The organism is Caproicibacterium sp. BJN0003 (assembly GCF_026314295.1).
GTDB lineage: Bacteria > Bacillota > Clostridia > Oscillospirales > Acutalibacteraceae > Caproicibacterium.
Genome location: NZ_CP111108.1, coordinates 1,901,256 through 1,915,344 on the forward strand (window position 1 = coordinate 1,901,256; position 14,089 = coordinate 1,915,344).

A 14,089-nucleotide genomic window follows, 5' to 3' on the forward strand; every position below is an offset into this window, starting at 1 on the left:
CAACCACACAGATACTGCATGGTTGCTTTTTCTTATAAAAATCAAAGCATACTCTTAATGATTGGATCAAGCTCTTCCGGCGTGACCGTCGGCTCATATCTTCCCTTTACGATTCCGTCGCGACTGATCAGGAATTTCGTGAAATTCCATTTGACCTCGTCGCCTTCCAGATTTTCGGGATAATGTTCCTTTACTACGCTTTGAATTTTCCGTCCGCTTTCTTTTTCCAATTCAAAGCCTTTAAAGGGAGCAGCTTTGGTGAGGAATTTGAAAAGTGGATCGGCATTTTCCCCTCGCACATCAATTTTTGAAAACATTGGAAAAGTAACGCCGTAATTCAGTCTACAAAATGACGAAATTTCCTGATTGTTTCCCGGCTCCTGTGCAAGGAACTGATTGGATGGAAAGCCAAGGATCACGAAGCCACGGTCCCTATATGTCTGATAAAGTTTTTCAAGCCCATCATACTGAGGGGTAAATCCGCATTTGCTGGCTGTGTTCACGATCAGCACGATCTTCCCTTTATACTCGGAGAGCGATACTCTATTCCCTTTGATATCGTTCACCGCAAAATCATAGATACTCATGGTGGTTACTCCTTTCTAACTTAATTTCTAAATTTAATTTTTGAGATACCGAATTCTGGTGAGCCTTTCTCACGCCGAAATCCGTCATTGTCTTAAATGACCAGAGTCGGAGGAGCATAAACCCTCGTGGCCAGTTCGGAGTCAAGCAGATAAAGTCCTTTTGCATCTTTACCAAACAGGTCATACTTTTTAACGACGTCTTCAGTATTCTTTTCCTCTTCGCCTTGTTCCTTTACAAACCAGTCAAGGAACTGCATCGTGCGAAAGTCCTTCTGCTCATAGGCCACAGCATAAATACTATTGATCGATGCTGTAACTTTTTTCTCATGCTCAAATGCAGCGTTGGCCGGTTCACGGAAGTCTTTAAAAATTTTATTCGGTGCTTTTACATCCTGTAAAACGACCTTCTCGTTGTTATTCAACAAATATTTTACAAACAACATGGCATGGTCGCGCTCTTCCTGAGTCTGAACGTAAAACCAATTGCCAAAGCCGTTAAGGTTCTGGTCTGTATAATAGCTGTAAATATCCAAATAAAAGTACGCGGAATACCATTCCATATTAATCTGTTTATTCAATAGGGATACCAATTCTTGATTCAGCATTTTTATCGTCTCCTTTTGTATATGATACTTTGGTACAAAGTTAATTCAAGTAAGAGAAAAGCCGCCGTCCACAAGGATAAATTGACCGGTCGTATAGCTGCAGGCGTCCGATGAAAAAAACAAAATCGGTCCATTCAGCTCTCCCTTGTTGCCGGGTCTGGAAGCAGGACAAAGAGCGCTGTAAGTGTTTAAAAACTCCTGGTGTTTAAACAGTGTATCCTGCGTCATTTCTGAAAGGAAAAGACCGGGTCCCAGAGCGTTAACCGTAATGCCATACTGCGCATAGCTGGCCGCCATGCCTTTGGTCAACCCAACGACTGCCGCTTTGGATGCGTTATATACATGGCGAACCAACGCATCCGCCTTGTCTGCGAGAACCGCGTTGACCGAGGCGATATTGACGATTCTGCCGTATTTGCGCTTTTTCATCTGAGGAACAATATACTTGCTCATCAGATAGATGCCTTTAACGTTAATGTTCATGGAATTATCCCACTGTTGTGTGGTGAGAGATTCCACAGATCCTCCCTGAGCGACACCCGCGTCATTCAACAAAATATCGATTTTTTTATACTGGCTAAGCACGGTATCCACGGACGCTTTCACGCTCTCCTCGTCAGATACATCGCACACTACGGCAATTGCATGATGCCCCGCGTTGGCAATCTTTTTCGTCATGGCGTCCAGCTTTTCTTTTCTGCGCGCCAGTAACGCGACGTCGGCACCTGCTTCGGCATAAGCCATCGCGGCGTCGGCGCCGAGGCCGCTGGAAGCGCCGGTAACAACGGCAACTTTGCCGGATAAATCAAATAAATTTATTTTAAACACCTCGATTAGGCACTATAACTTTCGTTACAGTCTTCAGACTTTTATAGATCGAACCGTTACACTTAAAACTTATGATACATTTCCTTTTTTACACCGCAAACAGGACACTTCTCCGGCGCTTCATCCAAAACGGTGTTGCCGCAGACGGGGCAGACATAAATTGCTTTCAATTCAATATCCTTGCCCGCTTTCACCGCATCCAAAGCCTTTTGAAAGAGCTTTGCATGAAGTTTCTCCGCTTCCCATGCTCCGTGAAAAGAACGTTTCGCGCCAGCTTCGTTCTGAAACTCTGCCGTGTTCAGATAAACCGGATACATCTGTTCCACTTCATGCAGTTCGCCGTTGATTGCGCCCTGCAGGTTATCCGCCGTCTTGCCCATACCGAAAACGCCGCCTGCAGTCACCGTGGCATCTGCAGTGCCTCCGTCGATTTCACGGAAATGATTGGTTGCATGCACTTGCTCAGCATAAGCGATAGCCTTGAACAGTCTTGCCACATTCGGAAAACCTTCTTTTTCCGCCATATCTCCCCAGATCAGGTAACGCATATGTGCCATACTCTCACCGCCGTATGCGGAATGAAGGAAATCAGAAGTCATTGCATTTTTAACAGCCATTTTATAACCCTCCAATTTAAATATAGGATTTAATCAACTGATTCATAAAGTTGGGATCAGTTTTTCTGTCGAGCAAAGGAATACCTTGACTTAAAACCGCGTTTTTCTGATGATAGGTAGCCTTGTCTTCCCGATACAAAAGCCCGATCGGAATTCGGTCATCGAATTCCATCGCCTTCTGCATGGCAGTAATCTTGTTTTTGCAGTCATAAGATTCATCTAACTCATAGACACGCTGATTGTACCACGCGAAAGTATTGGTTTTGTTGAAACTGACACACGGCTGCAGAATATCGACCAAGGCATAACCGTTGTATTCGATCGCCTGTTTCATCAGGGATATCAGATGCTCTTTGTGACCTGTAAATGCGCGCGCAACAAACCCGGCGCCGCATGCGATGGCAAGAAGGACCGGATTGAGCGGCTCGTTAAAGTTTCCGTCAGTCTGAACTCCGGTTATCAATCCCATCATGGAAGTCGGCGATGCCTGGCCTTTTGTCAGTCCGTAGATCTGGTTATCGTGAACAAAATGCGTAATATCGACATTTCGGCGGATATTGTGAATAAAATGGTTTCCGCCTTCTCCATAAGAATCCCCGTCGCCGGTATCAACAATCACCGTCAATCTTTCATTTGCAATTTTGCTCGCTACGGCCGCGGGAAGAGAACGCCCGTGAAGGCCGCAAAATGCATTTGCGCTGATATACTGGGGCGTTTTCGCCGCCTGACCAATACCGGCAGCAATCAATACCTCGGAAGGGTCTTTGCCAAGCTGCTCAAGAGCGGTTTTCAGGCATTCCAAAATGGTAAAATTCCCGCAGCCCGGGCACCATGCCGTTTCATGAGTGCAAAACGTTTCCGCGTTCATTTTGTTTCCCCCTTCCGAATCCGTTCGGCAATCTCCTCGCCGGAAATCTGACGGCCATCGTATTTCAAGATACTACTCTCGCAGACAATGCCGGTTTCTTCGCGAATTAGGCCTGCCAGCTGGCCTGTCGCATTCTGCTCAACATTAATGATACGACGAGCTTTTGCCGCCTTTTCTTTGAGTAACCTCTGCGGCATAGGATAGACATCGCCGAACACAAGAGCGGCATAGCGGCCAACTTTATCGGCGTTCAGCAAGTGAACGGCTTCTTCCATTGGACCCCAGATGGAGCCCCAGCCAATCAAAAGTGTTTCGAAATTGTCGTCACCAATAAATTCCGGCTCCTGCAATTCCTGCTTCAGGCCTTCAAGCTTTTTCATGCGCTTGTCCATCATTTGGGTGCGGACTTCCGCTGATTCCGTAATCCAGCCGCGTTCGTCGTGTTCGTCACTATCGATTGCCACAAGATGTTCCGTTTTTCCCGGAATCAGTCGGGGAGATATGCCATTTTCAGTATACCGGTACCGAAGGTATTCGCCTTTTCCCGAGTACTCCGACTCCGGCTCAACCATTTGGATTTTCTTCGGATCAAATGGTGCGACGGTAGACGTGGCGTCACCAAGATACTGGTCACTCAGCAAAATAACAGGGATCTGGTATTTTTCCGCCAGATTAAAGGCCCGCATGGTCTGATAGAAAGCATCGGAAGGATTCCGCAACGCGATCACCATACGTGGGAACTCGCCCTGCGACGCTGAAATGACAAATTTCAGATCGCTCTGCTCCGTTCTTGTCGGGAGGCCGGTCACCGGCCCCGGACGCTGTACATCAATCACGACAAGAGGAATTTCTGCCATACCGGAAAGGCCGAGCGCTTCCACCATCAGGGAAAAACCGCCGCCGGACGTGCCTGTCATAGCACGAGCACCCGCATAGGAAGCTCCGATTGCCATATTGATCGCGGCAATTTCATCTTCCGCCTGCTCCACTACAATACCCGCTTCATCAGCTTTTGATGCAAGCGTCTCCATAATAACCGTGGAAGGAGACATCGGGTAAGCGGAATAAAACCGGAGACCCGCTGCGATGGCTCCAAGTGCAACCGCTTTGCTGCCGGAGATGAGCATTTGATCGTAATACTTCCCGTTCAGATGTGGAAAGCGCGTTTCCGTTGACTGGTAGCCTTCTTCTACTGCTTTGACATTGATATCGAGGTATTGCTGCTTTACAAATGTGCGAAGGACATCTCCGACATTATCAAGAGATTCTCCAAACAGCTTCAGGACGGCCCCCACCGCGATGCTTCCGGAAACCCGCGGATTGCCGAGAGTCTTTGCCATTGCGTCCATTTGCACGTGGATAAAGCGCGGATCGGATCCGGACAGTTTATCATCGCAGAGAATAAAGCCGTTATCTTTCAGTTGTTCCTTATGTAGTCTGATCGTTTCCTCGTCGAGGGCGACGATACCGTCGAGTCGATTGCTGTGCGAATGTACCGGCTCAATTCCGAAACGTATCAAAGAGAAATTATGGCCGCCTCGAACCCGCGACATAAAGTCCCTTGCTGTAAACACACTGTATCCGGAACGTTTCAGCAGCTTTTCAAGGATTGCCGCCGTGGTGTCAATCCCCTGACCGGCTGCTCCGCCAATCAATAAGTTATACATTAGAGCCTCCTTTCAGATATTTCTTTTTTAGAAGGGAGAGACTCTGCTCAGGCCGGATCTCTCATTTCACAGTTTAAAACTCAGCCTTCCAGAGGCCGTGCAGATTGCAGTACGCATAGACGGTGCCCGCCTTCACTTCAGCAAATTCCGCTTTTGGTTCCTCACCCGGCTTTAGATATTTCAGTTCTACTTTGTCGTCATCGACAAGTGCAATCCACTCGATGTGGTGCTCCGGCAGCATGGGATGCAGCGTGGAGCCAACAACGACATGAATCTTACCGTTTGCTTTGGTAACGACCGGAACATGCTTCTCTTTCGCTGCATCGGTCGAGTTGGCTTCCAATTTTGTCATGGCCTGACCGCAGCAGGTCAACGTCCCGCCGCCTTTTTTGATCAAGGCAACGATATTTCCGCACCTCTCGCAACGATAGAAATCGACGATAGACATTTTCAAGACTCCTTTTAATTATTTTTTATTGACCGGCTGTGATAGGCATACCGGCAATAATCCAAATTTGTTCAAAGAAGGAATTTTCGTTGGCATTTTGCCAATCGGTTAGTCCGGAATAATGCAGCCTTGTTCAAATTCAGCAGAACAGGCTGCTTCACTCGAATTGACGTAATCTTCTTCAGAAGTGAAATCTGTTTTCCAGAGACCGTGTAGGTTGCAGTACGCATAAATGGTGCCCGCCTCCACTTCGGCAAATTCCGCTTTCGGTTCTTCGCCCGGCTTCAGATATTTCAGTTCGACTTTGTCATCAGTGACAAGCGCAATCCACTCGATGTGATGCTCCGGCAGCATGGGATGCAGCGTGGATCCAACGACGACATGAATCTTACCGTTTACTTTGGTAACGACCGGAACATGCTTCTCTTTTGCTGCATCGGTCGAGTTGGCTTCCAGTTTTGTCATGGCCTGACCACAGCAGGTCAACGTCCCGCCACCCTTTTTGATCAGCGCAACAATATTCCCACATTTTTCGCAGCGATAAAAATCGACAATAGACATTTTTAAGACTCCTTTTTATTAAATTTATTTATGAACCCCGTTTCTAAAAACTTTACGATCAATAACCATGAATGTTATAAGTACACCATCCAGATTGTTGTTATGTATCTGCAAGCAACGCATTTCCTTAATTTGCCACACTATTGGCTTTAGCCTTGATAAATTCGGCGTCTCCCAAATAATACTTCTTCACGACTTTCCATTGTTCGTCAAACTCATAGACAAGTGGAACGCCGGTAGGAATGTTGACTTCCATAATTTCATCATTTGAAAGATTTTCTAACGTTTTAACCAAGGCCCTAATCGAGTGCCCGTGTGCTGTAATCAAAATCCGCTTTGCCGAAGCAGTGTTCCGGCATTCCGGGCTTCCGCTTTACCTTTTTCGGTTAAATCAACATCCGTCCAACCGGTGAACAGATCTTTTTGATTCCATTCGCTTTCCCCATGCCTCAGCAAAATAAGTTTCACAACTTCACGTCCTTCCTAAACGTTCTTCGCCCTGATTATAGTCCCAAGTTGTGCATAATACAACATATTCCCAATTTATTTCCCAAAATATTGTAAAATAAATTAAAAAGTCACGGCTTTAAATATGCATATCCTTTATTTTGACATTTTATAAGTTCTAAAACGCCGGATGGAACCGTCTTAACAAACGGTAACAGTTCTTCCCTTTGGATTTCAAATTTCTTTAAGGCATTGCCGCATGCAACAAAACTCACTCCGGCATCGGCAAGTCTCCGCATAATTTCCGTAAAATCCCCGTTTGCCGCCGTCCGATAAAACTCCACCGCTTTACTATTGGCGACAACTTCAACGCTTGAAGCCGTCCTATCAATATCGCGAATCAAGTTTTGCACGTTGGTTAGGAGAATATCCCATTTTGCTACTTCATCAATATGAAAAACAGCCTGAACTTTCATCATCGTTTGCAGTCCTTTCCGCTTTAAATACATATAGTAGGGACCCGGTATCCAACCGGGCTTCCTATCAAGTTTCATCGCTGAAAATACATCCATCGGAAAATTCAGCCGAACAGCACACTTCATTGGGAATGATATAATAATTATTATCTTTTTCTTTTACCCCTGTGCTTTTACTGCTGATTTTTTTAGAATTCGTTTTTTTCATCATGCAAGCCTCCCAGCATTGTGGAACTTTGAGTTCCAGTCATTTGACTTTTTATTATTCAAATTTTCATTTTCTTCATTAGTCTATTTTGTTTTCCACTTAAAGTGTACTAATTTTGTCCACTTATGTCAATACCACTTTCGTAGATTTTAAGTCTGATTTTTCTCTATTTATTATTCAACTTTAAACAAATATGAGGCCACCGCAATGCGATGGCCTCATATTTGTTTAACATTCCGTTATTTCACATTGATTTTACTATTCGAATTCGTCCAGCTGCAACAGCAGGCATACATCGACAAAGACGCTGACAATAATCAGAAAAGAAATAAGCCCCGTTATCTCCATTTAACTACTGTCATGATGACAGCCCCTGTGCAAAAGGCCGCCCGAAGATAAAACCGGATTCCTTCCACATAAACAGGAGAAGCACCATGCCCATCTTGATTTCCCGGTTATTGTAAGCCAACCTTTTTCGCAGCCGCATTCAATTACTTTAGATTATAAAATGACGTGATTCCCCTGTACAGAGCCGCGCTTCCAAGCTCGCGCTCAATCTGAAGAAGGCGGTTGTATTTGGCGACACGCTCGCTTCTTGACGGTGCTCCCGTCTTGATTTGCCCTGCGTTTACGGCGACGGCAAGATCGGCAATCGTAGTGTCTTCCGTTTCACCCGAACGGTGGGAAACCACGGCAGTGTAACCGGCCTGCTGCGCCATTCGGATGGCATCGAGGGTTTCGGTCAGCGTACCGATCTGGTTGAGCTTGATCAGGATGGAATTGGAAACACCCAGATTGATTCCCTTTTTCAACCGCTTTGTATTTGTGACAAATAAATCGTCACCAACAAGCTGCACTTTTTGGCCAAGTTTTTCCGTAAGTTTTTTCCATCCGTTCCAATCTTCCTCGGCAAGGCCATCCTCCAAAGAGACGATTGGATATTTTGCAATCAGCTTATCCCAAAAATCAATCAGTTCGTCAGCAGACATCCTTTTCTGCTTTTTTGTTAACAGATAGCTTCCATCCTTCTGGTACCATTCGCTTGACGCAGGATCCATGGCGATACGGAACTGTTCTCCCGGATGATAGCCGGCTTTTTCAATTCCTTCAAGAATTGCTTTCAGTGCGTCTTCATCGTCTTTCAGATTGGGAGCAAAACCTCCCTCATCGCCGACAGCCGTCGAAAGTCCGCGGTCCGAAAGCACTTTCTTGAGACTGTGAAACACTTCGGCGCACCAGCGCAGTCCCTCTGCAAACGATGGGGCTCCCACCGGCATGATCAGGAATTCCTGAATATCCACATTATTGGAGGCATGTGCTCCCCCGTTCAAGATATTCATCATCGGGACAGGCAACGTTCGCGCACCGCAGCCTCCGATATAGCGGTACAACGGAATTCCAAGAGAAGCGGAAGCCGCTTTCGCCGCGGCAAGAGAAACGGACAGAATAGCGTTCGCACCGAGTTTCGCTTTGTTCTCCGTACCATCCAGTTCCAGCATTGTGCTGTCAACCTCGCACTGCCGGCAGGCATCCATGCCCTTCACCGCGTGGAAAATAGCGGTATTCACATTTTCAACCGCTTTGAGGACGCCTTTTCCCTGATAACGCAGTTTATCCCCATCGCGCAGTTCAACAGCCTCAAATTCTCCTGTTGATGCTCCGGACGGGACGGCGGCGGTACCTGTTATCCCATTTAAAAGCGTTACCTCTGTTCGGATTGTTGGGTTTCCCCGTGAATCAAGGATTTCCATTGCCTCGATTTTTTCTATAGCGGAATCGTTTTTCATCGGTAGATCCTCCTTTATTATTTTTATGATTTTGCACTATTTTATTTAATCAACCCCACATGAATATGTCAAACCTGCACTTGACGAAGCAGTTTCAAGCAACTATACTGAAAATAAATAAAACCTATATTTTACATTTTTTAAAAGAACAGGAGGTACAATTATGAAAGACAGAACAGTAGGAGTATTTGTCGGGAGCCTGCGAAAAGCGTCTTACAGCCGTGCCATTGCCAATTTTGTTTCATCGCTGGCACCGGAAAACTTTAAAATGCGTATGATGGATTTATCCGGCTTACCCATGTACAATCAGGATTTGGACGATGAAGACAGGCCGCCGGAGGCATGGATAAAATTTCGTGAGGATGTTAAACCGCTTGACGGGTGCCTTTTTGTGACACCGGAATACAACCGTTCTTATCCGGCCGTTCTTAAAAACGCATTGGATGTCGGGTCACGGCCTTACGGTAAAAATGCTTGGGATGGAAAAGCCGGCGGCATTATCAGCGTATCGCCCGGCGGTCTGGGTGCTTTCGGCGCGAACCATCATCTCCGTCAGCCCATGGTTTTTCTGAACATTCTGCTTTTGCAGCAGCCGGAAGCCTATCTCGGCAATGTGACCTCTATCTTAAATGAAAATGGCCAGGTGACAAATGAGTCGACAAAACAATATCTAAAGCAGTACATGGACGCTTTCGTCAAATGGGTTGAATTGATTTCTGAAAAGCACTGATTAAAAGCACTGGCTTTTTTGTAGCAACAGCCCCGTCGTTTTCACCGGCGGGGCTGTTGTCATACATTGCCTGACTTATTGCATCAGTTCAAATGCGTCTTTTGCCGCTCCGCATTCCGGGCAAACAAAATCATCAGGAACATCTTCCCATTTTGTACCGGGAGCAATTCCCTGATCGGGGCATCCCTTTTCCTCATCATACACATATCCACAGACGGTGCATTGATACTTTTTCATAGCATTAACCTCCCTTTTTTACTGTATATAGAAACTAATTAAATTTTATCCTATCTTTGATGTTTGTCAACTGTTTTCGTGGTAAAATATAGTTATGTCTTATAAAATGACATAACTGCAGAAATATGAGCATTGCAATGCTTTGTAAAATATGGAAACGGAGCAGGTGATTGCATTTTGAAACTGTTTTCTGATGGAGCTCATTCCAAATCGACCTCAATCGATTTTTTTAAATACATAGGTCCTGGCTTACTTGTTACGGTGGGGTTTATTGACCCAGGCAACTGGGCTTCCAATATTGCGGCTGGCTCTGAGTATGGCTATGCGCTCCTTTGGATGGTTACTCTGTCCACTATTATGTTAATTGCTCTGCAGCATAACGCGGCGCACCTCGGCATTGTAACCGGAAAATGTCTTTCCGAAGCCGCGACGGACAACCTTCGGCCCTGGCTGAAAAACGCCATTCTTTTCACAGCTGTAATCGCAGCCATTTCCACAGCAATCGCCGAAATTCTCGGCGCAGCGATTGCACTTCAGATGCTTTTTCGAATACCGATTAAAATTGGTTCCATTCTTGTTCTTCTTACCGTTCTAATCCTTCAATTTACAAATTCCTACCGAAAAATTGAAAAAGTAATTATCGGGTTTGTGTCTCTGATTGGTCTCTCATTTCTTTTTGAAATCTGCATCGTACATATTGATTGGGGTGCTTCGGCCGTCGGGTGGATCACACCATCTTTTCCAAAGAACTCCATGCCGATTATTATGAGCGTTCTCGGAGCGGTGGTTATGCCGCATAACCTGTTTCTGCATTCCGAAGTAATCCAAAGTCGGCAATGGAATCTGCAGGACGAGAATGTGATTCAAAAGCAGTTGAAATATGAATTCTGTGATACGCTGTTTTCCATGTTGATCGGATGGGCGATTAACAGCGCCATGATTTTAATGGCGGCTGCAACCTTTTTCGTTCATAAAACCACCATTACAGATTTATCCCAAGCGGAATCAATGCTCACCCCTTTACTTGGGAATGCAGCGTCCCTTGTCTTTGCAATTGCCTTGCTGTTTGCTGGCCTTTCTTCCAGCATTACGGCAGGCATGGCAGGTGGGAGTATTTTCGCAGGTATCTTTGCAAAGCCTTATGATATTTCCGACAACCACACCAAAGCTGGAATTTTGATTACCATGGTACCTGCCGCACTGATTATATTTTTGATTGCCTCGCCGTTCGACGGTTTGATTTATTCTCAAATGCTTCTCAGCATACAACTCCCGATTACAATTTTTACTTTAATTTATCTCACTTCCTCGAAAAAAGTTATGGGAAAATACGCAAATTCGAAATGCAACAAAGTTTTGCTTTGGTGCATTTCACTGATCGTCTCATTCCTGAACATAGCACTTCTAGTCAGTTATTTTTAATCCATAACTCCGATGAAAAAAATTGGAATTATAAGCTGATGCCAAGGACATGTTTGACAACATACCCAACTGCAAAAGAAATAACGGCTACACCGATGCTGATGCCCGCCATACTCCAAAATCCCTTCCCAAAAGGTCTGTCCTTTGCAACCGAGATATAAAAATTAAAGCCGGCGATAATCATCAAGGCAATCAGAATCGTCACTGCAAGAGCCCAAAGGTATGCGCCCGCCGGAAAGATGAGATAGGGGAAAATCAGAAAAACGACTGTAATAAAGTAGGAAAGTCCAATGATTATCGTGGACTTGACCGCATTCTTGCTCTTGTCCTCCCTTGCCGATAAATATCCAGATCCTGCCATGGAAAGCGTAGCAGAGATTCCCGTAATCAGGCCTGCCATGGCAATGATCTTGGAATTTTGCATGGCCAGCGTGTAACCTGCAAGCGAGCCGGTCAATTCGACCAGAGCATCATTCATCCCCAGTATGATGTCTCCTATATAATGCAGGCGCTCTTCGTCAAGCAGGTTCATCAGGATTTTTTCGTGTTTTTCTTCATCCGCAAGGATTTGACTGACTTCCGGAATCTGATGAATTTCAGATCGATAAGAATTGATTCCTCTGCTTTCTCCGTATTCCAGCAACTTGATTATGAATGTATACCCCAATAGGTAACGAAAAAGCAGATACAGCCTGATTCGAAAGGAATTCGGTTTGAGCGAAACTATGTTTTAATTATTGATAGAAATATAATGACGAAAATTATTGAATTCTGTCATACAGGAAGGCTTAAGGATGCTTATATACGAAAACTTATTGGCGCTCTCCTATTTTGGGCTGAGTTCAACGATATTTCTATTACAGGGGGCTTAGCGCTTAATGAATATGCAGTTGGACAAAATAAAAAGAATAATGCCAGCATAGAAAACAACATTTTCCATAAATTGTTTAATCAATATTCACCTCAAATATGGCTTGATGTTTTTGAAGGCCGAATTGAAAACATTGAACCTATTAAGTTGAATGACATTCATGAATATTCTTTTGCATTTGAAAATGAACATTATTTAATGCATTTGTCAGAAATAATATATCTATTTAGACTTTATTTGAACAATACAATGGAAAATTGTCAAAAGATAGAAGCATACCTTTCATGGGTAGATGACAATCAACTGTTTTGCGCCTATTCGACTACTTACGCATGCGGGAGCGTTTTTGGATAGGGTAATTTACGGAATCAATTCCAAGTATATTAACACCACGGAGTATGAACGGCAGCACAGTCGTTTCCATTTTAATTCCCCCGGCATTGCCACGCATACTGATGCTTCCGCCATAGAATATTTGTGGAATGAGTGTAGATGCCACATTACCGCCAACCGTATCAAGCACATAATGGAACCGCTGTTTCCCCAAAGGTTTTAACTTCTCAGGTATCACATCTTCCGGGTACAAAACCTCTTTCGCACCAAGCGATAAAAGCAGCTCTTTCTCTTGTTTTTTACGGCTTAGTGTAGTGATTTTTGTGTAGCCGCTTTGCGATAAAAGCCGAATTGCACACTTCCCACGCCGCCAGAAGCTCCAGTTACCAAAATTTCAGGCTGTTCGGATTTCGTCATTCCCATATTTTCCAGAGCATCAATAGAAAGGGCAGCGGTAAAGCCTGCTGTGCCGATTACCATTGTGTCACGCAAAGAAAGTCCTTTTGGCAGTGGGACAATCCATTCTTCGGGAACTTGTACATACTCAGAAAAACCGCCAGTATGTGTCATGCCCATCTCCAAGCCAGTCACCAAAACCTCTTGGCCCACTTGAAATGCGTCTGTGTTGGAAGATACAATGGTTCCGCTAACATCAATTCCCGGTATCATCGGATAATTGCGAATAACCCCACCCTTAGCTTTCACCGCCAACAGTATGGTGTGTTGAATTGCCTTTGGAATCACGGAGAACTCACACCCAAACAAATTGGTGAACTGCTCGTGTTAGAAGCATCTTCTACCTCTGGTATTCTTGACCTTATGCAGAAAAATGATTTAATAAACCGCAGCATACATCCTGATAATAGGCGAGCAATTCTTGTTACTACAACAAAGAAAGCCGACGAATTACACCAACCAGTTGAAAAATTTGTTAAGGATATGAACCATCACTTTATGGCCAATCTTTCAGATGATGAAAAGGACTTGCTTTCAAAGGCTCTTATACACATCATTCAAATAAATAAGCCAGAAAAGCCCTTCCATTGAAGGAGTTATCTGTGATTAAATATATCCCGCAAGAGCCTATATTCATACTCCGGTGATGACCCCAGTCCGTGGTTTCCCAGTCCCAAAAAGGAGTATTGAGGACACCTGGATTTATGTGTCTTTATACAGCAACATACATTTCAAAGTGTGGTATTCTAATAGTCAAATGAGCTTCGTATTATGTTTATTATATGAAACTCAGATTAATTGAAAGATGTTTAAAAGCCAAATATTCTTACTTGAAATCTTTAAAAAATTCTACTGAGTCAGCGGTTGGCATATTTTCATAATTCTAACTTTTCTGGTGATTCCTTTATAACTCGAATTACTCGCGCCATCTAGGCCACGAA

At 44.6% G+C, this 14,089-nt stretch carries 19 protein-coding genes and 2 pseudogenes; 4 read left to right on the forward strand and 17 right to left on the reverse strand.

Going from position 1 to position 14,089, the window contains the following annotated elements; genetic code table 11:
- Positions 1 to 41: 41 nt before the first annotated feature.
- From OP489_RS09465 to eno, 13 genes and pseudogenes are all read right to left on the reverse strand, one after another.
- Positions 42 to 587 (reverse strand): glutathione peroxidase, encoded by a 546-nt coding sequence (locus tag OP489_RS09465; protein WP_266161735.1) that lies wholly within the window; start codon positions 585 to 587, stop codon positions 42 to 44.
- Between the two features lie 92 nt (positions 588 to 679).
- Positions 680 to 1,192: a ferritin gene (locus OP489_RS09470; RefSeq protein ID WP_266161736.1), complete on the reverse strand. Its 513-nt coding sequence runs from the start codon at positions 1,190 to 1,192 to the stop codon at positions 680 to 682.
- Positions 1,193 to 1,237: 45 nt separating this feature from the next.
- Positions 1,238 to 2,011 (reverse strand): SDR family NAD(P)-dependent oxidoreductase, encoded by a 774-nt coding sequence (locus OP489_RS09475; protein ID WP_266163521.1) that lies wholly within the window; start codon positions 2,009 to 2,011, stop codon positions 1,238 to 1,240.
- Positions 2,012 to 2,082: 71 nt separating this feature from the next.
- A complete protein-coding gene (locus tag OP489_RS09480) occupies positions 2,083 to 2,637 on the reverse strand; it encodes a rubrerythrin family protein (RefSeq protein WP_266161737.1) in 555 nt (184 codons plus the stop codon).
- Positions 2,638 to 2,653: 16 nt separating this feature from the next.
- Complete coding sequence (locus OP489_RS09485; protein ID WP_266161739.1) at positions 2,654 to 3,505, reverse strand: thiamine pyrophosphate-dependent enzyme; 852 nt, start codon at positions 3,503 to 3,505, stop codon at positions 2,654 to 2,656.
- The gene (locus tag OP489_RS09490; protein WP_266161740.1) at positions 3,502 to 5,172 is read right to left on the reverse strand and encodes a 2-oxoacid:acceptor oxidoreductase subunit alpha; all 1,671 of its coding nucleotides are present in this window, start codon (positions 5,170 to 5,172) and stop codon (positions 3,502 to 3,504) included. Before OP489_RS09490 ends, OP489_RS09485 begins: the two co-directional genes overlap by 4 nt.
- 73 nt (positions 5,173 to 5,245) lie before the next feature.
- A complete protein-coding gene (locus OP489_RS09495) occupies positions 5,246 to 5,620 on the reverse strand; it encodes a desulfoferrodoxin (protein ID WP_266161741.1) in 375 nt (124 codons plus the stop codon).
- Between the two features lie 198 nt (positions 5,621 to 5,818).
- Positions 5,819 to 6,181, reverse strand: a pseudogene (locus OP489_RS09500) (desulfoferrodoxin); the annotation flags it as partial.
- A 127-nt stretch (positions 6,182 to 6,308) separates the two neighbouring features.
- Entirely contained in the window at positions 6,309 to 6,476 is a 168-nt protein-coding gene (locus OP489_RS12360) for a hypothetical protein (protein ID WP_416232447.1), read from the reverse strand.
- Positions 6,477 to 6,508: 32 nt separating this feature from the next.
- Positions 6,509 to 6,649: pseudogene (locus OP489_RS12365) on the reverse strand (histidine phosphatase family protein); the annotation flags it as partial.
- Positions 6,650 to 6,759: 110 nt separating this feature from the next.
- The gene (locus tag OP489_RS09510) at positions 6,760 to 7,182 is read right to left on the reverse strand and encodes a DsrE family protein (RefSeq protein WP_266161743.1); all 423 of its coding nucleotides are present in this window, start codon (positions 7,180 to 7,182) and stop codon (positions 6,760 to 6,762) included.
- Positions 7,172 to 7,312: a hypothetical protein gene (locus OP489_RS09515; protein ID WP_266161744.1), complete on the reverse strand. Its 141-nt coding sequence runs from the start codon at positions 7,310 to 7,312 to the stop codon at positions 7,172 to 7,174. The genes OP489_RS09510 and OP489_RS09515 overlap by 11 nt, the downstream gene beginning before the upstream one ends.
- Positions 7,313 to 7,803: 491 nt before the next feature.
- On the reverse strand, positions 7,804 to 9,099 hold the full coding sequence (gene eno / locus OP489_RS09520) for a phosphopyruvate hydratase (RefSeq protein ID WP_266161746.1): 1,296 nt from the start codon (positions 9,097 to 9,099) through the stop codon (positions 7,804 to 7,806).
- A 163-nt stretch (positions 9,100 to 9,262) separates the two neighbouring features.
- On the opposite strand from eno, the gene OP489_RS09525 reads away from it, so the two are divergent.
- On the forward strand, positions 9,263 to 9,829 hold the full coding sequence (locus OP489_RS09525) for an NADPH-dependent FMN reductase (protein ID WP_266161747.1): 567 nt from the start codon (positions 9,263 to 9,265) through the stop codon (positions 9,827 to 9,829).
- Positions 9,830 to 9,904: 75 nt separating this feature from the next.
- On the opposite strand, the gene OP489_RS09530 is transcribed toward OP489_RS09525, so the two are convergent.
- Positions 9,905 to 10,066, reverse strand: coding sequence for a rubredoxin (locus OP489_RS09530; RefSeq protein WP_266161749.1), 162 nt, complete (start codon positions 10,064 to 10,066; stop codon positions 9,905 to 9,907).
- Positions 10,067 to 10,243: 177 nt separating this feature from the next.
- Here OP489_RS09530 and OP489_RS09535 point away from each other — a divergent pair, with 177 nt between their 5' ends.
- Positions 10,244 to 11,488: an Nramp family divalent metal transporter gene (locus OP489_RS09535; RefSeq protein WP_266161750.1), complete on the forward strand. Its 1,245-nt coding sequence runs from the start codon at positions 10,244 to 10,246 to the stop codon at positions 11,486 to 11,488.
- 28 nt (positions 11,489 to 11,516) lie between these two features.
- Here the strand turns inward: OP489_RS09535 and OP489_RS09540 are convergent, their stop codons facing one another.
- The gene (locus tag OP489_RS09540; RefSeq protein ID WP_266161751.1) at positions 11,517 to 12,131 is read right to left on the reverse strand and encodes a VIT1/CCC1 transporter family protein; all 615 of its coding nucleotides are present in this window, start codon (positions 12,129 to 12,131) and stop codon (positions 11,517 to 11,519) included.
- 108 nt (positions 12,132 to 12,239) lie between these two features.
- On the opposite strand from OP489_RS09540, the gene OP489_RS09545 reads away from it, so the two are divergent.
- Complete coding sequence (locus OP489_RS09545; RefSeq protein WP_266161753.1) at positions 12,240 to 12,713, forward strand: hypothetical protein; 474 nt, start codon at positions 12,240 to 12,242, stop codon at positions 12,711 to 12,713.
- Here the strand turns inward: OP489_RS09545 and OP489_RS09550 are convergent.
- Both OP489_RS09550 and OP489_RS09555 read right to left on the reverse strand, forming a co-directional pair.
- Positions 12,682 to 13,044 (reverse strand): zinc-binding dehydrogenase, encoded by a 363-nt coding sequence (locus tag OP489_RS09550; protein ID WP_323135435.1) that lies wholly within the window; start codon positions 13,042 to 13,044, stop codon positions 12,682 to 12,684. The two genes, OP489_RS09545 and OP489_RS09550, sit on opposite strands and share 32 nt — an antisense overlap.
- On the reverse strand, positions 12,999 to 13,436 hold the full coding sequence (locus tag OP489_RS09555; protein ID WP_266161755.1) for an alcohol dehydrogenase catalytic domain-containing protein: 438 nt from the start codon (positions 13,434 to 13,436) through the stop codon (positions 12,999 to 13,001). Before OP489_RS09555 ends, OP489_RS09550 begins: the two co-directional genes overlap by 46 nt.
- On the opposite strand from OP489_RS09555, the gene OP489_RS09560 reads away from it, so the two are divergent.
- Positions 13,413 to 13,739 carry a MarR family winged helix-turn-helix transcriptional regulator gene (locus OP489_RS09560; RefSeq protein WP_266161756.1) on the forward strand — a complete coding sequence of 109 codons (327 nt, stop codon included), beginning with the start codon at positions 13,413 to 13,415 and terminating at the stop codon, positions 13,737 to 13,739. The genes OP489_RS09555 and OP489_RS09560 overlap by 24 nt on opposite strands.
- Positions 13,740 to 14,089 lie beyond the last annotated feature (350 nt).